22 protein-coding genes and 1 pseudogene are annotated in these 17,598 nt (G+C 71.7%); 20 read left to right on the forward strand and 3 right to left on the reverse strand.

All coding sequences use genetic code 11. From position 1 onward, the window contains the following. Nucleotides 1-93: 93 nt before the first annotated feature. Entirely contained in the window at nucleotides 94-1,014 is a 921-nt protein-coding gene (locus ACFQQI_RS18050) for a response regulator (RefSeq protein ID WP_378566622.1), read from the reverse strand. 33 nt (nucleotides 1,015-1,047) lie between these two features. After that, complete coding sequence (locus ACFQQI_RS18055) at nucleotides 1,048-1,680, reverse strand: hypothetical protein (RefSeq protein ID WP_378566625.1); 633 nt, start codon at nucleotides 1,678-1,680, stop codon at nucleotides 1,048-1,050. Between the two features lie 179 nt (nucleotides 1,681-1,859). Here ACFQQI_RS18055 and rpsP point away from each other — a divergent pair, with 179 nt between their 5' ends. From rpsP to ACFQQI_RS18125, 14 genes and pseudogenes are all read left to right on the forward strand, one after another. Next, nucleotides 1,860-2,399 carry a 30S ribosomal protein S16 gene (gene rpsP, locus ACFQQI_RS18060; RefSeq protein WP_378566628.1) on the forward strand — a complete coding sequence of 180 codons (540 nt, stop codon included), beginning with the start codon at nucleotides 1,860-1,862 and terminating at the stop codon, nucleotides 2,397-2,399. A gap of 5 nt (nucleotides 2,400-2,404) precedes the next feature. Then, nucleotides 2,405-2,647, forward strand: a complete 243-nt coding sequence (locus ACFQQI_RS18065) for an RNA-binding protein (RefSeq protein ID WP_378566631.1) — start codon at nucleotides 2,405-2,407, stop codon at nucleotides 2,645-2,647. 142 nt (nucleotides 2,648-2,789) lie between these two features. Continuing rightward, nucleotides 2,790-3,341, forward strand: a complete 552-nt coding sequence (rimM, locus tag ACFQQI_RS18070) for a ribosome maturation factor RimM (protein WP_378566634.1) — start codon at nucleotides 2,790-2,792, stop codon at nucleotides 3,339-3,341. 2 nt (nucleotides 3,342-3,343) lie between these two features. Then, nucleotides 3,344-4,027: pseudogene (gene trmD, locus ACFQQI_RS18075) on the forward strand (tRNA (guanosine(37)-N1)-methyltransferase TrmD); the annotation flags it as partial. 111 nt (nucleotides 4,028-4,138) lie between these two features. Beyond that, nucleotides 4,139-4,504 carry a GNAT family N-acetyltransferase gene (locus ACFQQI_RS18080; RefSeq protein ID WP_378566752.1) on the forward strand — a complete coding sequence of 122 codons (366 nt, stop codon included), beginning with the start codon at nucleotides 4,139-4,141 and terminating at the stop codon, nucleotides 4,502-4,504. Nucleotides 4,505-4,693: 189 nt separating this feature from the next. Beyond that, complete coding sequence (rplS, locus tag ACFQQI_RS18085; protein ID WP_378566637.1) at nucleotides 4,694-5,044, forward strand: 50S ribosomal protein L19; 351 nt, start codon at nucleotides 4,694-4,696, stop codon at nucleotides 5,042-5,044. A gap of 17 nt (nucleotides 5,045-5,061) precedes the next feature. Continuing rightward, nucleotides 5,062-5,823, forward strand: coding sequence for a signal peptidase I (lepB, locus tag ACFQQI_RS18090; protein WP_378566640.1), 762 nt, complete (start codon nucleotides 5,062-5,064; stop codon nucleotides 5,821-5,823). A gap of 85 nt (nucleotides 5,824-5,908) precedes the next feature. After that, nucleotides 5,909-6,703 carry a signal peptidase I gene (gene lepB / locus ACFQQI_RS18095; RefSeq protein WP_378566643.1) on the forward strand — a complete coding sequence of 265 codons (795 nt, stop codon included), beginning with the start codon at nucleotides 5,909-5,911 and terminating at the stop codon, nucleotides 6,701-6,703. A gap of 19 nt (nucleotides 6,704-6,722) precedes the next feature. After that, entirely contained in the window at nucleotides 6,723-7,430 is a 708-nt protein-coding gene (locus ACFQQI_RS18100; RefSeq protein ID WP_378566646.1) for a ribonuclease HII, read from the forward strand. Between the two features lie 70 nt (nucleotides 7,431-7,500). Continuing rightward, the gene (locus tag ACFQQI_RS18105) at nucleotides 7,501-7,809 is read left to right on the forward strand and encodes a DUF2469 domain-containing protein (protein WP_183590558.1); all 309 of its coding nucleotides are present in this window, start codon (nucleotides 7,501-7,503) and stop codon (nucleotides 7,807-7,809) included. Nucleotides 7,810-7,935: 126 nt separating this feature from the next. Beyond that, a complete protein-coding gene (locus ACFQQI_RS18110; RefSeq protein ID WP_378566650.1) occupies nucleotides 7,936-8,316 on the forward strand; it encodes a YraN family protein in 381 nt (126 codons plus the stop codon). Continuing rightward, nucleotides 8,316-9,902, forward strand: a complete 1,587-nt coding sequence (locus ACFQQI_RS18115; protein WP_378566653.1) for a YifB family Mg chelatase-like AAA ATPase — start codon at nucleotides 8,316-8,318, stop codon at nucleotides 9,900-9,902. Before ACFQQI_RS18110 ends, ACFQQI_RS18115 begins: the two co-directional genes overlap by 1 nt. Continuing rightward, nucleotides 9,899-11,008, forward strand: coding sequence for a DNA-processing protein DprA (gene dprA, locus ACFQQI_RS18120; RefSeq protein ID WP_378566656.1), 1,110 nt, complete (start codon nucleotides 9,899-9,901; stop codon nucleotides 11,006-11,008). Before ACFQQI_RS18115 ends, dprA begins: the two co-directional genes overlap by 4 nt. A 70-nt stretch (nucleotides 11,009-11,078) precedes the next feature. Beyond that, complete coding sequence (locus ACFQQI_RS18125) at nucleotides 11,079-11,978, forward strand: tyrosine recombinase XerC (RefSeq protein WP_378566755.1); 900 nt, start codon at nucleotides 11,079-11,081, stop codon at nucleotides 11,976-11,978. Here ACFQQI_RS18125 and ACFQQI_RS18130 read toward each other — a convergent pair. Further along, nucleotides 11,951-12,571, reverse strand: a complete 621-nt coding sequence (locus ACFQQI_RS18130) for a M23 family metallopeptidase (protein ID WP_378566659.1) — start codon at nucleotides 12,569-12,571, stop codon at nucleotides 11,951-11,953. The genes ACFQQI_RS18125 and ACFQQI_RS18130 overlap by 28 nt on opposite strands. A 393-nt stretch (nucleotides 12,572-12,964) precedes the next feature. On the opposite strand from ACFQQI_RS18130, the gene rpsB reads away from it, so the two are divergent. The 6 genes from rpsB to ACFQQI_RS18160 all read left to right on the forward strand — a co-directional run bounded on the left by rpsB (nucleotide 12,965) and on the right by ACFQQI_RS18160 (nucleotide 17,593). After that, nucleotides 12,965-13,903, forward strand: coding sequence for a 30S ribosomal protein S2 (gene rpsB / locus ACFQQI_RS18135; RefSeq protein ID WP_378566662.1), 939 nt, complete (start codon nucleotides 12,965-12,967; stop codon nucleotides 13,901-13,903). A 38-nt stretch (nucleotides 13,904-13,941) separates the two neighbouring features. Further along, nucleotides 13,942-14,751, forward strand: coding sequence for a translation elongation factor Ts (tsf, locus tag ACFQQI_RS18140; protein ID WP_378566665.1), 810 nt, complete (start codon nucleotides 13,942-13,944; stop codon nucleotides 14,749-14,751). Between the two features lie 153 nt (nucleotides 14,752-14,904). Further along, a complete protein-coding gene (gene pyrH, locus ACFQQI_RS18145) occupies nucleotides 14,905-15,618 on the forward strand; it encodes a UMP kinase (RefSeq protein WP_378566668.1) in 714 nt (237 codons plus the stop codon). 86 nt (nucleotides 15,619-15,704) lie between these two features. Continuing rightward, nucleotides 15,705-16,259, forward strand: a complete 555-nt coding sequence (gene frr, locus ACFQQI_RS18150; protein ID WP_378566758.1) for a ribosome recycling factor — start codon at nucleotides 15,705-15,707, stop codon at nucleotides 16,257-16,259. 17 nt (nucleotides 16,260-16,276) lie between these two features. Beyond that, nucleotides 16,277-17,152 carry a phosphatidate cytidylyltransferase gene (locus ACFQQI_RS18155; RefSeq protein WP_378566671.1) on the forward strand — a complete coding sequence of 292 codons (876 nt, stop codon included), beginning with the start codon at nucleotides 16,277-16,279 and terminating at the stop codon, nucleotides 17,150-17,152. Between the two features lie 75 nt (nucleotides 17,153-17,227). Further along, nucleotides 17,228-17,593, forward strand: coding sequence for a hypothetical protein (locus tag ACFQQI_RS18160; protein ID WP_378566674.1), 366 nt, complete (start codon nucleotides 17,228-17,230; stop codon nucleotides 17,591-17,593). The last annotated feature ends 5 nt before the right edge of the window (nucleotides 17,594-17,598 follow it).

The raw sequence follows: 17,598 nt of genomic DNA on the forward strand, positions 1-17,598 counted from the left end.
GCTCAGCTCGGCAGTGCCCCGATAGGCCCGGGGTGCAGACAAGAGACCTACTCCTGTCTGCCCCCAACGTCCACCAGTGAGGCTGAGCTCGGCTCAGTCGCTCACGGTCTCGTCGGACGCCGGCCGCACGAGCCGGTACCGGTCCCGCGGCAGCACCTGGAACCACCGCGGCTCCGGGCCGTCGTCCTTGACACTGCTCCGCAGGCCCGTCATGAGGTAGTGGATCCACCGCTCGTCCTGGCGGTGGGGAGTCGTCGCGGTCTCCTCGGTCTCGCCGCGCACGCGCAGGGCGAGCTGGCGGGCGTTGAGCGTGCGGGAGCCGATGTACATCAGCACCTCGAGCAGGTCGACCTGCTCCTGCGGCAGGTCGACGAGCCGGTCGTCGACGACCACGATGCCGCGGGCTGGGTTGATCCGCAGGCCCCGGAACTCGACCCAGCCACCCACGAAGCGCATGCCGACCTCGAGCATGCCCTCGCGGCCGTCCCTGCCCGGGTCCTCGTCCGCGTCCTCGTCCACCTCGGCCCCGACGGGGGCACCCGCCGCGACCCGACGCAGGAACTCCGATCGGGCGGCGTCCACGTCGGCCGGGGCCCAGGCCGCGGGCTGGCCGCCGTCGGTGACCTCCACCGCCGGCCGGCGGGCGACCGCGGCGAGACGCGCGCGGAGCTCGACCGGGCGGATCGGCTTCGGGACGTAGTCGTCGGCGCCGGCGTCGAAGCCGGCGAGGATGTCCGTCTCCAGCGAGCGGCTGCTGATGATGACGATGTACGTCGAGCTGAACTCGCGGATGCGCCGGGTGGCCTCGAGGCCGTCCATGCCGGGCATGTTCACGTCGATGGTCGTCAGGACCGGTCGGACCCGCTCCGCCAGGGCGATGCCGTCAGCGGCGTTGTCGGCCGTGTGGACGGAGAACCCGGCCTGGGTCAGCACGACCTCGAGCAGGTCGACGGTGTCCTGGTCGTCCTCGATGACGAGTGCGACCGGACGCGAGTTCCCCGAGTCATCAGACACGCGAGGGAGTATCACAAACGACCGGGCGTCCTGTCAGGCATTCGGGCGCGCCGGGCGCGTGGCCCAGAGCACGCCGGTCACGACCAGCGTCGCCAGGCCGAGGAGGCCGAGCAGCGTCGGGACCGCGATCGTGGCGATCAGCCCGCCGATGAAGCCGCCCACGCTCGGCGCCGGTCCGATCTCGACGTCCTGGATCTCGGGATCCCTGTCGTCGAACCCGTCCGCGTCGGGGCCGGACTGCGGCGCACACGTCACCTCGAGCTGGCCGGACCCGGGGTCGAAGCGGTACGACGCGATGCGCTCGCCGTCGCCGGTGTTGCGGCTCAGCTGGCTGGTGACCGGGTGCAGCCGGATCTCCTCGCCGGTCGCGGTGTCGACGATGCGGCACCCCGGGTCGAAGACGTCGTCGTCGCGCCACAGCATCCGGTCGCCGTCGGTGCCGACGGTGACGACGTGGGGCTGGCCGTCGGCCGGCACCCGTGCGTCGGTGGTGAAGAACGCCGACAGCGTCCAGATGAACAGCGCGACCCCCGCGGCCAGCCCGACGACGATCAGGACGCCGCCGACCACGAACCACGCCCAGCTCGGGCGATACTTGGTCGGCCGGGGCGGCGGCACCGGGGGATATCCCGGGGGCACCGGGTACGACGGCGGCGGCTGGCTCATGGAGCCGACTGTGCCCGATTTTCTCGTGACGCGCCCCGTCTGGCAGACTTGCTCGCTGAGTCCTGCGCGCCCGGACCCTCTCACCCGGTCGCTGCAGAGCCCATCGAGGACACCGCTCCTGGTCCCCACCCGGTCCGCGGATCCTCATCACACACAACTTCCGAGGAGACACCACAAACGTGGCCGTCAAGATCCGTTTGAAGCGCCTGGGCAAGGTCCGGGTGCCGCAGTACCGCATCGTCGTCGTCGACTCGCGCAAGAAGCGCGACGGTCGAGTGATCGAGGAGATCGGCAAGTACCACCCCAAGGAGAACCCGTCGTACATCGACGTCGTCTCCGACCGGGTCGAGTACTGGCTGGGCGTGGGCGCGCAGCCGTCCGACGCCGTCGCCAAGATCCTGACCATCACCGGCGACTGGCAGAAGTTCAAGGGCTACACCGGCACCGAGGGCACCCTCAAGACTGCCGAGCCCAAGCCGGACAAGCTGGCGATCTTCAACGAGGCCCTCAAGGACGCCGCGAGCGAGCCCAAGGGCGACGCCGTGACCAAGAAGGCCGCGTCGAAGAAGAAGGCTGACGAGAAGCCCGCGGAGGAGGCCCCGGCCGCCGAGGCCGAGGCCGCTCCGGTGCCCGAGGCGGAGACGCCCGAGGGCGCGACCGTCGAGGCCGAGGCCGCGGAGCAGTCCGAGGCCGACGCGACCGAGAAGGCCGAGTCCTGAGCGCGATGCTCGCCGAGGCGCTCGAGCACCTGGTGCGCGGCGTCGTCGACCACCCCGACGACGTGCGGGTCCAGGACAAGCAGCTGCGCCGCGGCTCGATCCTCGAGGTGCGCGTGCACCCCGACGACCTGGGCAAGGTGATCGGCCGCGGTGGTCGTACGGCCACGGCGTTCCGCACCGTCATCTCCGCACTCGCGGGACGCGGCGGGGCGCGGATCGACTTCGTCGACGTGGACCGACGCCGCTGACGCACTGCGCCAGCACAGCTCGAACCTTCGCAGGGATCCCCGGCTCGCCGGGGATCCCTGCGCATTTGAGGCAATGCAACACCCGGTAGGCGACGGGATCCCCGGTTCGCCGGGGATCCCGCCGCCCGCCTACGCTGACGCCGTGGAGACCATCGACGTCCTGGTGGGGCGGATCGGCAAGCCGCACGGCATCCGCGGCGACGTCACGGTCGACGTACGCACCGACGAGCCGGACCGCCGTTTCGCGCCCGGGGCGGTGCTGGCGGTCGAGCCCCCGCGCGGGTCGGCCACGACGCTGCGCACCCTGACCGTCGCCGGCGCCAAGTGGCACCAGTCGGTGCTGCTGGTGCGCTTCGAGGAGATCCCGGACCGCAACGCGGCCGAGGCGGCGCGGGGCATCCTGCTGCACGCCGCGATAGCGGCCGACGCGTCGCCGGACCACCCCGACGAGTACTACGACCACCAGCTGGTCGGGCTCGCGGCGTACGACGTGGCGGGCGCGCCCCTCGGCGAGGTCACCGCGCTGGTCCACGGTGGCGCGCAGGACCTGTTGACCGTGCGCACCCCCGATGGCCGCGACGCACTGGTGCCGTTCGTGAAGGCGCTGGTGCCCGAGGTCGACCTCCCCGGCGGCCGGGTCGTGATCGCCGACCGACCGGGCCTGGTGACGCCGCTGCCCGAGGACGAGTCGTGAGGATCGGCCTCCAGATCGACATCGTCACGATCTTCCCCGACTACCTCGCCCCGCTGGAGCTCTCGCTCGCGGGCAAGGCGCGGGACAAGGGCCTCATCGACGTCCGGGTCCACGACCTGCGCGACTGGACCCACGACCGGCACCGCACGGTCGACGACACGCCGTACGGCGGCGGGGCCGGGATGGTGATGAAGCCCGAGCCGTGGGGCGAGGCCTTCGACGCGCTCGACGTCGACGGCGCGACCGTCGTCTTCACGACCCCCTCCGGGCAGCCCTTCACCCAGGCAGTGGCGCGCGACCTGGCCACCCGCGAGCGGATCGTCTTCGCCTGCGGGCGCTACGAGGGCATCGACCAGCGCGTGATCGACGACGTCGCGTCGCGGGCCGAGGTCCGGGAGATCTCGCTCGGCGACTACGTGCTCAACGGGGGAGAGGTCGCCGCCCTGGCGATCACCGAGGCCGTCGTGCGGCTGGTGCCGGGCTTCATGGGCAACGCCGCTTCGCTCGAGGAGGAGTCCCACGAGGACGGCCTGCTCGAGTACCCCGTCTACACCAAGCCGGCCGCCTGGCGCGGGCGCGAGGTGCCCGCGGTCCTGCTCTCGGGCGACCACGCCGCGATCGCCGGGTGGCGCCACGACCAGGCCGTACGCCGTACCGCCGAGCGCCGACCCGACCTCGTGCACTCGTCGGCGCTGCTCGACGACGTCGAGGTCCGGCCGGCCGAGCTCGCCGACTCCGGCGAGCTGCTCGTGCTGCAGCTGTGCTGCTGGGTGGCCGAGCAGCACGACAACCCGGGCGTGCGCATCCCGGCGCTGCAGGAGACCCACGACGACGTGCGGGCGTGGCTGGTGCGCGACACGGTGCTGGTCGCCCGGTCCGCGGGGCGGCTCGTCGGCGCGGTCCGCGCCTCGCTCGACGGCGAGTCGTGGGAGGTCGGCCGGCTGATGGTGGCCCCCGACCTCGCCGGCCGCGGGCTCGGGCGCGCCCTCCTGGAGCGCATCGAGGCGCTGGCGCCGCCCGCCGCCACGACGTACGCGCTCTTCACCGGCGCGGGGAGCACCCGCAACCAGCGGATGTACAAGAAGGCCGGCTACCGGCTCCACCGAGAAGCGCCCTTCCCGGGCGCGGTGCGGATGACGAAGCGAATTTCTCGCCCCTCCTAGCCCTGTGGCAGACTTGACCCTCGGTCCAGCCGGCCAAACAAGGATCGCCCGGAGAAGGTCTTCGACGGGGGTCCGCACCGCGTCCTGCCACAGGGGGAGCGCGGCGCCGCCGGCCAGTCAGGCTGGGTCACCCAACTGCATCGCCATCCCCGTACCGCGGCTGACCTGTGGCACTCGCGAGGAGAGACAATGAGCAACGTCATCGCCGATCTCGGCAACTCGATCAAGCGCTCCGACCTGCCGGAGTTCCGCGCCGGTGACACCGTCAAGGTGCACGTCAAGGTCGTCGAGGGCAACCGGTCCCGCATCCAGGTGTTCCAGGGTGTCGTGATCCGCATCCACGGTGCCGGCGTGGGGCGCACCTTCACCGTCCGCAAGGTCTCCTTCGGCGTCGGTGTCGAGCGCACCTTCCCGCTGAACTCCCCGATCTTCGAGCAGATCGAGATCGTCACCCGCGGTGACGTCCGCCGCGCGAAGCTCTACTACCTGCGCAACCTCCGCGGCAAGAAGGCCAAGATCAAGGAGCGCCGCGAGTTCTGAGCCTCTACGCTCGGAGCGTGACTTCCGAGGACCGCGATCCCGACCAGGGGTCGCGGTCCTCGCGCGTCCGGGGGAAGAAGCGGAAGCAGCTGCCGGTGTGGCAGGAGACGATCCTGCTGTTCGCGACCGCGCTGGTGCTGGCGATCGTGCTCAAGGCGTTCTTCGTGCAGGCCTTCTGGATCCCGTCGGAGTCGATGGAGCCCGGGCTGGTCGAGGACGACCGGATCCTGGTGCAGAAGCCGTCGTACTGGTTCGGTGAGCCCGAGCGCGGCGACGTGGTGGTGTTCGAGGACGCCCACAACTGGCTGCCGGCGGCGGAGGAGCCGTCCGGCGTCACCAGCGTGCTGGCGAAGATCGGGCTGTACCCGACCGGCGGCCACCTGGTGAAGCGCGTCATCGGCGTCGCCGGTGACACGATCACGTGCTGCGACGACGAGGGCCGGATCTCGGTGAACGGGCACCCGCTCGACGAGAGCGAGTACGCCGTCGTCGACGAGGACGAGTGCTACGGGCCGATGCCGGACGGCACGGCGTACTGCGACTGGGAGGTCGGTCCGGTTCCGGACGGGCACCTCTTCGTGATGGGCGACAACCGGAGCCACTCGGCCGACTCCAGCTTCCACGCGTGCTTCCTGACGCCGGCGAACAGGTGCGAGGAGGAGCCGTACGTCGACGTCGACGACGTGGTCGGGAAGGTGTTCGTGCTGCTGTGGCCGACCGACCGGTTCGGGTTCCTGCACCGCCCGGACGCGTTCGACGACGTACCGGACGCGCCCTGACCGGCACCGGCCGCGGCGGTCCGTGTCCGGCGCCGGGCTACGTTTACTCTGGGGCGTGACTTCCGACGATCACGATGGCGAGGGCATGAGCACCACCGACGAACCCACGATGAACGCGGAGTCACCCGACGGCAGCGGGCGGACCGATGCCGACGAGACGTCCCGGCGGAAGAAGCCCAAGAAGCACCTGCCGGTGTGGCAGGAGACGATCCTGCTGCTCGGCATCGCGCTGGTGCTGGCGATCGTGATCAAGGCACTCTTCGTGCAGGCGTTCTACATCCCGTCGGAGTCGATGGAGCCCGGTCTCGTCAAGAACGACCGGATCCTGGTGCAGAAGCCGTCGTACTGGTTCGGCGGGCCCGAGCGCGGCGACGTCGTGGTCTTCAAGGACCCGGGCGACTGGCTGATGGGCGACGACGCCGCCGGGCCGGACAGCCCGGTCGCCAAGGCGCTGTCCAAGGTCGGCCTCTACCCGACCGGCGGCCACCTGGTGAAGCGGGTGATCGGCGTCGAGGGCGACGTGATCAAGTGCTGCGACGACCGCGGCCGGCTCAGCGTCAACGGACAGCCGCTGAACGAGGAGGACTACGCCCGCCTCGGCGGCGCGGAGTGCTACGGGCCGATGGTCAACGACTGCGGCAAGGACTGGGAGGTCGGGCCGATCCCGGACGGTCAGATCTTCGTCATGGGCGACAACCGCAACAACTCCGCGGACTCCTCGCACCACATGTGCAAGCCCGACCAGACCGACTGCACCAGGAACCCGTACGTCGACGTCGACGACGTGGTCGGCAAGGTCTTCGTGCTGCTCTGGCCCAGCGACCGCTTCTCGTTCCTGCACCGTCCCGACACCTTCGCGGACGTGCCCGACGCCGGCTGAACCTGGTGGAGCGGGTCCGATGAGCGAGCTGCCACGCGGAGCGACCGTCCGGAGGGACGCCGGGCTGTACGGCTACGAGCGCGCCCTCCGGCGGCACGGCATCGAGCAGATCGCCGGTGTCGACGAGGCCGGCCGCGGTGCCTGCGCCGGCCCGCTCGTCGCCGGCGCGGCGATCCTGCCGCCCGGCAAGGCGGGCATCGTCCCCGGCCTGGCCGACTCCAAGCTGCTCACCGAGAAGGCGCGGGAGCGCTGCTACGAGCAGGTCGTGAAGCGCGCGCTCGCCTGGTCCGTCGTGGTGATCTCCCACGAGGAGTGCGACCGGCTCGGCATGCACGTGGCGAACGTCGAGGCGCTCCGGCGGGCCGTCGCCCTGCTGGACCTGCCGCCGGCGTACGTGCTGACCGACGGGTTCCCCGTCGACGGGCTCGGCGTGCCGGGGCTGGCGGTCTGGAAGGGGGACCGGGTGGCCGCGTGCATCTCCGCCGCGTCGGTGCTCGCCAAGGTCACGCGCGACCGGATCATGACCGAGCTCGACGCCGAGTGGCCGGCGTACGACTTCAAGACGCACAAGGGGTACATCACCGACGTGCACGCCGCGGCGCTCACCGAGCACGGCCCGTCGCCCGTGCACCGGATGCGCTTCGTCAACGTCCGGCGGGCCGCTGGCCTCGAGCCCGGCGTGGGCGAGCTCGGCCTCGAGCCCGCGGGGATAGAGTCGGCGTCGTGAACACCCCACGAAAGCGCGCGACGGGAGCGCTTCGCGCGGAGGCACGCTTCCGCGGGGACCCCGGAACAGCATGAGCGCCGAGGACCTCGAGAAGTACGAGACCGAGATGGAGCTGACGCTCTACCGGGAGTACCGCGACGTCGTCGGCATCTTCAAATACGTCGTCGAGACCGACCGCCGCTTCTACCTGTGCAACCAGGTGGACGTGAAGGCGCGCACCGAGGCGGGCGACGTGTTCTTCGAGGTGTCGATGAGCGACGCCTGGGTCTGGGACATGTACCGACCCGCCCGCTTCGCCAAGAACGTGAAGGTCCTGACGTTCAAGGACGTGAACGTCGAGGAGCTCAGCCCCACGGAGATCGACCCTCCCAAGAGCTGACCGACCGGCTCGCGGGCCGCCTGCCGTCCACAGGCACGCTTCCGCCCGCTCGTTCCACAGGCTCCGCTCCCGGCGCCCCCGACCGTCCCCTCCGGCCGCGACGCTTGCCGTCAGGAGGTCACGGACATGACGGCAGCGGGATCGGCAACGGCGGCGCGGAGCAAGGCGCTGGGTGACTACGGCGAACGGCTGGCCGCGCGCCACCTGGTCGGGGCGGGCATGCTGCTGCTCGACCGCAACTGGCGATGTCCCGAGGGCGAGATCGACCTGGTGCTTCGCGACGGCGACGTGCTGGTCGTCTGCGAGGTCAAGACCCGCACGTCCGTCGACCACGGCACGCCCCACGAGGCGATCGGCGACGCGAAGCTCGACCGGCTGCGCCGGCTGGGCTCGTGCTGGCAGGCCGAGCACGGGCTGGCGGTGCCCGACGTCCGGGTCGACCTCGTCGCCGTGCTGCGACCGCTCAAGGGTCCGTCGGCGGTGGAGCACGTCCGGGGGGTCGGCTGATGCCCTTCGCCACCGCCCACACCGTCTCGCTGCACGGCGCGGTCGGTCACCTGATCGACGTGCAGACCGACGTCTCGCCCGGCCAGGTCGGCGTGACCATGGTCGGCCGCGCCGACACCACCATCAACGAGGCTCGCGACCGGTGTCGCATGGCGATCATCAACAGCCACCTCGACTGGCCGGCGACCCGGCGGATCACGATCCTGCTCTCGCCCGCGGACCTGCTCAAGCGGGGCACCCACTTCGACCTGGCCGTCGCCGTCTCCGTGCTCGCGGCCGCCGGCACCATCCCGGTCGCCTCGCTGGCGGCCACGGCGTTCGTCGGTGAGCTCACCCTCGACGGCAACCTGCGCTCGGTCACCGGCGTGCTGCCGATGGTCCTCGCGGCGGCCGAGAGGGGCATCCGCGTCGTGTTCGTCCCCGAGCCGCAGGCGGCCGAGGCGGCGATGGTCCCCGACATGAGCGTGATCGGCGTGCGGTCGCTCGCGCAGGTGGTCGCGGTGCTGCGCGACGAGGAGGTCCCGTACGCCGAGCCGGTGGCGCCGTTGTCCGGGGCCCGGCTGCTCGCCTGGCGCGGTCAGGAGCGGCTCGAGGAGCTCGACCTCGCCGACCTGCTCGGCGTCGACGACGCGCGGTACGCCGTCGAGGTCGCCGCCGCCGGCGGACACCATCTCCTGTTGTCCGGACCCAAGGGCTCCGGCAAGACCAGCCTGGCCGAGCGGATCCAGGGCATCCTGCCCGACCTCGCACCGGACGAGTCGCTCGAGCTCAGCGCGATCAGCTCCCTGGCCGGCACCCTCGACCCGGTCGCCGGGATGCTGACCCGTCCGCCGTTCTCGGCCCCGCACCACGACGCCAGCAAGGCGAGCATCGTCGGGGGAGGTTCGGGCGCCGTCCGACCGGGAGAGGTGAGCCGGGCCCACGCTGGAGTGCTCTTCCTCGACGAGTTCCCCCTGTTCCGCTCCGACGTGATCGAGGCGCTGCGGCAGCCGCTCGAGAGCGGCGACGTGACGGTCGCCCGGCGCGACGAGTCGGTCACGCTCCCGGCTCGCGGCATGGTCGTGCTCGCGTGCAACCCGTGTCCCTGCGGGGACTACAGCGGCGACGTCCGCCTCAACCGGTGCACGTGCCGGGAGGTCCAGCGACGCGACTACCGCAACAAGGTCACCGGCCCGGTCGCCGACCGGGTCGACATCGTCCGGCACCTGCCGCCGCTGCGGAAGCACGACGCCGTCGCCGACACCGAGGCGCCCGAGTCCTCCGCGCAGGTGCGCCACCGGGTCACCGCCGCACGCCAGCGTCAGGCCGAGCGGTACGCCGACGAGAGCTGGCGCCTCAACGGGCACGCGCCCGGTCCGGTGCTGCGCGAGCGCTGGCCGCTCACCAAGGACGGGCAGCGCGCCGTCGACGACCAGCTCTACGCCGGACGGCTGAGCCGTCGCGGCGCCACCCGCGTCCATCGGCTGTCCTGGACGATCGCCGATCTCCGTCGGCTCGATCGTCCGGGCCTCGAGGAGGTGGAGACCGCACTGCGGCTCCGCACCGGGGAGCCGCTCCTCCTGCAGATGCTGGAGCGGGTCTCGTGAACGACCAGGACCGAGTCGCCCGCGTCGCCCTCGCTCGGATCGCCGAGCCCGGCAAGGCGGGCCTGCTCGACGCCGTGACGTCCCTCGGCGCCGTCGCGGTCCTCGACCACCTGCTCGAGGACGCCGTGCTCGGCCCGAGGCTCGCCGAGGTCGACCCGCTCCGGGAGCTCGAGGTCGCCGACCGATCGGGGCTCCGGTTCGTGGTGCCCGGCGACGACGAGTGGCCGACCGGCCTCGCGGACCTCGCCAGCGCCGGCGCGGTGCAGGAGCGCGGTGGCGTGCCGCTGGGGTTGTGGGTGCGCGGGCCGGCGCGCCTCGACGCCCTCGACGGGGCGCTCGCGGTGGTCGGATCCCGGTCGGCGACGACCTACGGTGCCGACATCGCCCGCGACCTCGCGGCCGAGGTGGCGGGGTCCGCGCGCGTCGTCGTGTCCGGTGCTGCCTACGGCATCGACCAGGCCGCCCACCGTGGCGCCATCGCGGCGGGTGCGCCGACCGTGGCCGTGCTGGCCTGCGGAGCCGACAAGGTCTACCCGAAGGAGCACGCCGCGCTCCTCGCCCACATCGCGGCCGAGGGCGCGGTGGTCTCCGAGACCGTGCCGGGTGGCGCGGCCATGCGGGTGCGGTTCCTGTCCCGCAACCGGCTGATCGCCGCGCTCACCGGCGGCACGGTCGTCGTCGAGGCGGCGCTGCGCAGCGGCGCGCTCAGCACGGCCAACTGGGCGGTGCGCCTCAACCGGCACGTCATGGGCGTCCCGGGCCCCGTGAGCAGCGCGTCGTCGGCCGGCGTCCACCAGCTGGTCCGCAGCGGCGCGGCGACGCTGGTCACCTCGGGTGCCGAGGTGCTGGAGGTGCTCAGCGCCGCGGGGGAGCACCTGCTGAGCGTGCCGCGCGGCCGGGACCGGGCTCGGGACGCGCTGACCGAGCACCAGCGCCTGGTGCTCGACGCGGTGCCGGTCGCCCGGGGCGCGACGTCCGCGTCGATCGCCCGGTTGGTCGGCCTCAGCGCCGACCGGGCGCACGGCACCCTGCTCGAGCTCGAGGTGCGGGGGATGGTCGAGCTCGACGATGACGGCTGGCGGCTCGCCGCGCTGGCTCACGAGTGAGGGGCAGGGACGTTCCTAGAGTGGGTGCGTGGCCGAAGACGAGGAGGCGCGGGACTCGCTGCCCGAGGCGATGGCGGCGGTGCTGGGAGAGTACGAGCGCCACCTCGCGGTCGAGCGCGACCTCACCGCCCACACGGTCCGGGCCTACGTCACCGACCTCCACGGCCTGCTCGACCACACCGCGCGGCTGGGCGGCACCGGCGTCGCGGACATCGACCTGCGCACGATGCGCAGCTGGCTGGCCAAACAGCAGACGCTCGGCCGCTCACGCACCACGATCGCCCGCCGGGCGACCGCGGCCCGGGTCTTCACCGCCTGGCTGGCGCGCACCGGGCGGATCCCGACCGACGTGGGCGCCAGTCTCGGGTCGCCGAAGGCGCACAAGACGCTGCCTCCGGTGCTGCGGGCCGACGAGGCGGCGGAGCTGATCCGGTCGGCGACCGAGCACGCCGACGACGGGAGTCCGGTGGGGCTGCGCGACGTGGCGATGCTCGAGCTGCTGTACGCGACCGGCATCCGGGTCGGCGAGCTGGCCGGCCTCGACGTCGACGACGTCGACCGCGAGAGGAACGTCGTACGCGTCTTCGGCAAGGGACGCAAGGAGCGGACGGTGCCGTTCGGCCGCCCGGCGGCCCGCGCACTCGACTTCTGGGTCCGCCAGGGCCGGCCGCTGCTCGCGGTCGAGGGTTCCGGGGCCGCGCTCTTCCTCGGCGCCCGCGGCCGCCGGATCGACCAGCGCGCGGTGCGCGCCATGGTGCACCGGCGGATCGCGGACGTGCCCGGTGCCCCGGACATCGGCCCGCACGGCCTCCGGCACACCGCCGCCACCCACCTGCTCGAGGGCGGCGCCGACCTGCGGTCGGTGCAGGAGCTGCTCGGCCACGCCTCCCTCGCGACCACCCAGCTCTACACGCACGTGACCACCGACCGGCTGCGCCGGGCCTACCAGCAGGCGCATCCCCGCGCATAGCCGAGGAACACCTGCATCGGCGGGCGCCACTCGGCGTACGCCGTGAGCAGGCGTGCCGCGGGCGGGGACGGACCCGCCGCATCGGCCGGCTCGTCGCGCCACAGCGGGAGCAGCCGGATCGGGCCGGCCCCGACCAGCCGCAACGGGTCGAGGTAGGTCTCACCCTGGATCCAGCCCCAATGGAGGCAGGTGTGGGGGAGGCAGTGCGAGCCCACGGCCGAGAGCGTGCCGATCGGGTCACCGGCAGCGACGGCGGTGCCGACCTCGGCCGTCGCCGTGACCGGCTCGTACGTCGTGCGGGTGGCGCCGTGGTCGACGACGACCACCCCGCGCCCGGCCAGCACACCCGCCCAGGACACCCGGCCCGGCAGCGCCGCGCGCACCTGCTGCCCCGCGCGGCCGAGCAGGTCGACGCCGCGGTGGCCGGCGCCCCACGGGTCGGCGGGCGGGTCGAACCCCCGCTCCACGGCGGGCTGGGGCGCGAGCGGCCAGACCCCGACGGGATCGGTCTCTCCGGCTGCGGGTGGCGCAAGGCCCAGCACGACGAGCACCGGGACGAGGATGAGCGCGGCGAGCGTGCGGCGTGGTGTCATGGGTCGAGGCTCCCCGGTCCCGGGGACGACGGGCCCGGCTCGCCGTCGGGGCTGTGGAAGGTGCCGCCGGAGCGGCTCCTGTGGACGGCCGGCGGGCCCGCGGCCGCGATTGGTCCGGAACCGGGACGGTCGACTACTCTGGTGGGCGCAACCCCCATGGGTTGACTTCGCACGTCCGCAGACCGCGACGGGCCCTGGCACTCCGAGGACCCGACCACCCGTGGGCGCGAACGCTCGGTCCGGCTGGAACCAGCCGGTCGCGTCGCGCGCAGGCGTCAGGGCCGAGGGCACCGCCCGAGGCAGCAACTGAAAACCAACGAGAGCACGCTCCGGCCCCACCTGCCTCAAGGTCGGGCACCCAACGGCGCGGGCTCCACACACCAGGAGATTCACATGGCAGTCGTGACCATGCGCCAGCTTCTCGAGAGCGGCGTGCACTTCGGGCACCAGACCCGTCGCTGGAACCCGAAGATGAAGCGCTTCATCATGACCGAGCGCAACGGCATCTACATCATCGACCTGCAGCAGTCGCTGTCCTACATCGACCGCTCGTACGCCTTCATCAAGGAGACCGTCGCCAAGGGCGGCACCGTGATGTTCGTGGGCACCAAGAAGCAGGCCCAGGAGGCCATCGCCGAGCAGGCGACCCGCGTCGGCATGCCCTACGTCAACCAGCGCTGGCTCGGCGGCATGCTCACCAACTTCCAGACCGTGCACCAGCGGATCAACCGCCTCAAGGAGCTCGACGAGATCGACTTCGACAACGTCGCGGGCTCCGGTCGCACCAAGAAGGAGCTCCTGCAGATGAAGCGGGAGCGCGACAAGCTGGAGAAGACCCTCGGCGGTATCCGCGAGATGGGTCGTACGCCGTCGGCCGTGTGGATCGTCGACACGAAGAAGGAGCACCTCGCCGTCGAGGAGGCCCGCAAGCTCCGGATCCCGATCATCGGCATCCTGGACACCAACTGCGACCCCGACGAGGTCGACTACCCGATCCCGGGCAACGACGACGCGATCCGCGCCGTCGGCCTGCTGACCCGCGTGGTCGCCGACGCCGTGGCCGAGGGCCTCATCGCCCGCTCCGGCGCGAAGACCGAGGGTGCTGCCGAGCCGGGTGCCGAGGAGCCGCTGGCCGAGTGGGAGCGCGAGCTGCTGACCGGTGACGCCGAGCAGGCCGCCGCCGAGGCGACCGGCGACGCCGCCGCCGAGACCCCGGCCGCCGAGGCGACCGGCGCCGCGTCCGAGGCCGCCGAGGCGACCGAGGCGACCGAGGCCGCGGAGGCCGCTGAGGCGGCCGAGGCCCCCGCCGAGGCCTCCGACGCCCAGGCCTGAGCCCCGCCCGTTCCCGACGTACTCGAAGAGGAAGACACATGGCTTACACCGCTGCCGACGTCAAGAAGCTCCGTGAGCTGACGCAGGCCGGCATGATGGACTGCAAGAAGGCGCTCGACGAGACCGACGGCGACTTCGACAAGGCGGTCGAGCTGCTCCGCGTCAAGGGTGCGGCCAAGGCCGCCGCCCGCGCCGCCGAGCGCACGGCCTCCGCCGGTCTGGTCGCCGCCTCGGGCAACGCCCTGATCAGCCTCAAGGCCGAGACGGACTTCGTCGCGAAGAACGACGCGTTCATCACGGCTGCGCAGCAGATCGCCCAGGCCGCCGACGCCAACAAGGTCGGCGACGCCGAGGCGCTCAAGGCCGTCTCGCTCGGTGACTCGACGGTCGGCGCGACCGTCGAGGAGCTCGCCCGCACCATCGGCGAGAAGATCGAGCTCGGTGACGTCGCGTACTTCGACGGCACCACCACGGTCTACCTGCACAAGAAGGCCTCCGACCTGCCCCCGACCCTCGGCGTGCTCGTCGAGTTCGAGGGCGACGAGGCCGCCGCGAAGCAGGCCGCCCAGCAGGCTGCCGCGCTCAAGGCGCAGTACCTCACCAGCGACCAGGTCCCGACCGACGTCGTGGAGGCCGAGAAGGACGTGCTGACCAAGAAGACGCTCGAGGAGGGCAAGCCCGAGGCTGCCGTCGCGAAGATCGTCGAGGGTCGGATCAACGCCTTCTTCAAGGAGATCGTCCTGCTCGACCAGGAGTCGGTCTTCGAGGCCAAGAAGTCCGTCAAGCAGGTCCTCGACGCCGCCGACACGACTGTCAAGCGGTTCGCCCGCTTCGAGGTCGGCGCGTGATCTGACGCAGCACCCCCGGCGAGGCCGGGCCGACGAGCGCTTGCTCGTGGGCCCGGCCTCGTCGCATTTGCCGCTTTGGGGCTGACCGTCCCCGATCCGATAGGTTTGCTCCTCAGGACGACGGGCGACCAGGACGACAGGGAGGTCAGTCTTTTGACCGGGTACAAGAGGGTCTTGCTGAAGCTGTCCGGTGAGGTCTTCGGCGGGGGCAAGGTCGGGGTCGATCCCGACGTCGTGCAGAAGGTCGCCCGCGAGATCGCGGCGGTCGTGGACGCGGGCGTGCAGATCGCGGTCGTCACCGGGGGTGGCAACTTCTTCCGCGGCGCCGAGCTCCAGCAGCGCGGCATGGACCGCGTGCGCGCCGACTACATGGGCATGCTCGGCATCGTCATGAACTGCCTCGCGCTGCAGGACTTCCTCGAGAAGCTGGGCGTCGAGACCCGCGTGCAGACCGCGATCACGATGGGCCAGGTCGCCGAGCCGTACATCCCGCGGCGGGCCATCCGGCACATGGAGAAGGGCCGGGTCGTCATCTTCGGCGCCGGCATGGGGATGCCGTTCTTCTCGACCGACACCGTCGCCGTCCAGCGCGCGCTGGAGAGCAAGTGCGACGTCGTTCTCGTCGCCAAGAGCGGCGTCGACGGCGTCTACTCCGCCGACCCGCACGTGGACCCGACCGCGACGAAGTTCGACGAGGTCACGTACGCCGAGGCCATCGCGCGCGGGCTGCGGATCATGGACCAGACCGCGTTCGCGCTGTGCGGCGAGAACAAGCTGCCCATGGTCGTCTTCGGCATGGAGCCCGAGGGCAACATCCTGCGCGTCGTGCAGGGTGAGAAGATTGGGACGCTCGTCAGCGCGGGCTGACCGCCCCGACCGACGTCAGCAGCACTCGAGCAGCACCCGAGCAGCATCCAGCAGCACCGGACAGCAAGGAATCAGGAGCAGCCGTGATCAACGACATCCTCAACGAGGCCGACGGCAAGATGGACAAGTCGGTCGAGGCGACGCGCGAGGAGTTCGCGGCGATCCGGGCCGGTCGCGCCCACCCGAGCATGTTCAGCAAGCTCACCGCGGACTACTACGGAACGCCGACCCCGCTGCAGCAGCTCGCGTCGTTCACCGCCCCCGAGGCCCGGGTGATCCTGATCCAGCCCTTCGACCAGGGCGCGATGCAGGCGATCGAGAAGTCGATCCGCGAGTCCGACCTCGGCGTCAACCCCGCCGACGACGGCAAGGTCATCCGGTGCGTGTTCCCGGAGCTCACCGAGGAGCGTCGCAAGGAGTACATCAAGGTCGCCAAGGGCAAGGCCGAGGACGGCCGCGTCGCGGTCCGCAACCTGCGGCGTACGGCCAAGCAGCACCTCGAGAAGCTCGAGAAGGACGGCGAGGTCGGCAAGGACGACGTCACGGGCGCCGAGAAGCGTCTCGACGGCATGACCAAGAAGCACACCGACGCCATCGACGAGATGCTGAAGAACAAGGAGGCCGAGCTGCTCGAGGTCTGAGCAGCTCGGGATCCTCCATGACCGAAGCCACGACGCCGGCGCCCCAGAAGGACCACGGCCGCGCCGGCCGTGACCTGCGCGCCGCCTTCGGCTCCGCGATCGTCCTGCTGGCGGCGATCGCGCTGTCGCTGCTCTTCTGGAAGCCGGCGTTCATCGCGATCGTCGCCGCGGCCGTCGTGGTCGCGATCTGGGAGCTCGGCCGCGGGTTCGCGGCCAAGGGCATCGACATCGCCGAGCAGCCGCTGATGGTCGGCGGCGTGGTGATGGTGGTCGTCGCCTACGTCTGGGGTACGCCGGCGCTGGTCACCGCGGCCGCGGTGGCCGCCCTGGTCACGATGCTGTGGCAGCTGCGTCGCGGCGTCGACGGCTACGTGCAGAACGCGACGGCCTCGATCTTCAGCCTCGTCTACGTGCCCCTGCTCGCGTCGTTCGTGGCGCTGCTGCTGGCGGAGGGCCCCGACCGCAACGGCGGTGGCTTCGACGACCCCGGCGTCCAGGGGGTCATCACATTCGTGCTCGTCACGATCGCCTCCGACATCGGCGGCTACACCGCCGGCGTGCTCTTCGGCCGGCACCCGATGGCCCCGGTGATCTCGCCGAAGAAGTCCTGGGAGGGCTTCGCGGGATCGTTCCTCTTCTGCCTCGCGGCCGGCTGGGCGCTCGTCGTCTTCCTGCTCGAGGGGGACTGGTGGGTCGGCCTGGCGCTCGGCGCCATCGCCGTCGTGATGGCCACCCTCGGCGACCTGTGCGAGTCGGTCATCAAGCGCGACCTCGGCCTCAAGGACATGAGCCAGGTGATCCCCGGCCACGGCGGCCTGATGGACCGGCTCGACTCCCTCCTCGCCACGGTCGCCCCGACCTGGCTGCTGCTGCACGCGCTCGTCTTCACCTGATCCGCGTCGACCGGGGCGTCCACCACCGGCATGGCGACGATGGCGGTGAGGAGCCCCCGTCGTAGCATCGAGACGATGTCGACCGACCAGGACCAGGCCCCCGAGCCCACAGCGACCGACGAGCAGGATCGGCCGCCGGACTGGTGGCACCGCGACCACCCGACGTTCACGGCCCTCAGCGGGTTCTTCACCGGGCTGGTGTTCGTCGTGCTGGTGCCGGGCCTCTTCATCGGGCTGCTGCACCTGCTCGTCGACGACGAGACCGCGGAGGGGCTGTTCCCGTTCGTGCTCGTCACCCTCGCGGTGCCGATCGGGCTGGTCGTCGCCCCCCGCACCCGCAGGTTCGGGATCTACATGCTGATCGGGGCCGTGACGACCGCGCTGGTCGTCGGGGGAGTGGCGACCCTCGTGCTCTGGTACATGATCACCTACGAGAGCTGAGCCGG

It is taken from the genome of Nocardioides sp. GCM10030259, from assembly GCF_042666375.1.
In the GTDB taxonomy this organism is placed as follows: Bacteria; Actinomycetota; Actinomycetes; order Propionibacteriales; family Nocardioidaceae; genus Nocardioides.

Excerpts from the sequence above, each read along its gene's own strand:
- ACFQQI_RS18110 (WP_378566650.1), top strand. The coding sequence starts at position 7,936 with ATGACGGCAGCGGGATCGGCAACGGCGGCGCGGAGCAAGGCGCTGGGT.
- lepB (WP_378566643.1), top strand. The coding sequence starts at position 5,909 with ATGAGCACCACCGACGAACCCACGATGAACGCGGAGTCACCCGACGGC.
- ACFQQI_RS18160 (WP_378566674.1), top strand. The coding sequence starts at position 17,228 with ATGTCGACCGACCAGGACCAGGCCCCCGAGCCCACAGCGACCGACGAG.
- ACFQQI_RS18065 (WP_378566631.1), top strand. The coding sequence starts at position 2,405 with ATGCTCGCCGAGGCGCTCGAGCACCTGGTGCGCGGCGTCGTCGACCAC.
- ACFQQI_RS18125 (WP_378566755.1), top strand. The coding sequence starts at position 11,079 with ATGGCGGCGGTGCTGGGAGAGTACGAGCGCCACCTCGCGGTCGAGCGC.
- ACFQQI_RS18115 (WP_378566653.1), top strand. The coding sequence starts at position 8,316 with ATGCCCTTCGCCACCGCCCACACCGTCTCGCTGCACGGCGCGGTCGGT.
- ACFQQI_RS18105 (WP_183590558.1), top strand. The coding sequence starts at position 7,501 with ATGAGCGCCGAGGACCTCGAGAAGTACGAGACCGAGATGGAGCTGACG.
- ACFQQI_RS18155 (WP_378566671.1), top strand. The coding sequence starts at position 16,277 with ATGACCGAAGCCACGACGCCGGCGCCCCAGAAGGACCACGGCCGCGCC.
- ACFQQI_RS18055 (WP_378566625.1), bottom strand. The coding sequence starts at position 1,680 with ATGAGCCAGCCGCCGCCGTCGTACCCGGTGCCCCCGGGATATCCCCCG.
- tsf (WP_378566665.1), top strand. The coding sequence starts at position 13,942 with ATGGCTTACACCGCTGCCGACGTCAAGAAGCTCCGTGAGCTGACGCAG.
- ACFQQI_RS18130 (WP_378566659.1), bottom strand. The coding sequence starts at position 12,571 with ATGACACCACGCCGCACGCTCGCCGCGCTCATCCTCGTCCCGGTGCTC.
- rpsB (WP_378566662.1), top strand. The coding sequence starts at position 12,965 with ATGGCAGTCGTGACCATGCGCCAGCTTCTCGAGAGCGGCGTGCACTTC.
- ACFQQI_RS18100 (WP_378566646.1), top strand. The coding sequence starts at position 6,723 with ATGAGCGAGCTGCCACGCGGAGCGACCGTCCGGAGGGACGCCGGGCTG.
- rplS (WP_378566637.1), top strand. The coding sequence starts at position 4,694 with ATGAGCAACGTCATCGCCGATCTCGGCAACTCGATCAAGCGCTCCGAC.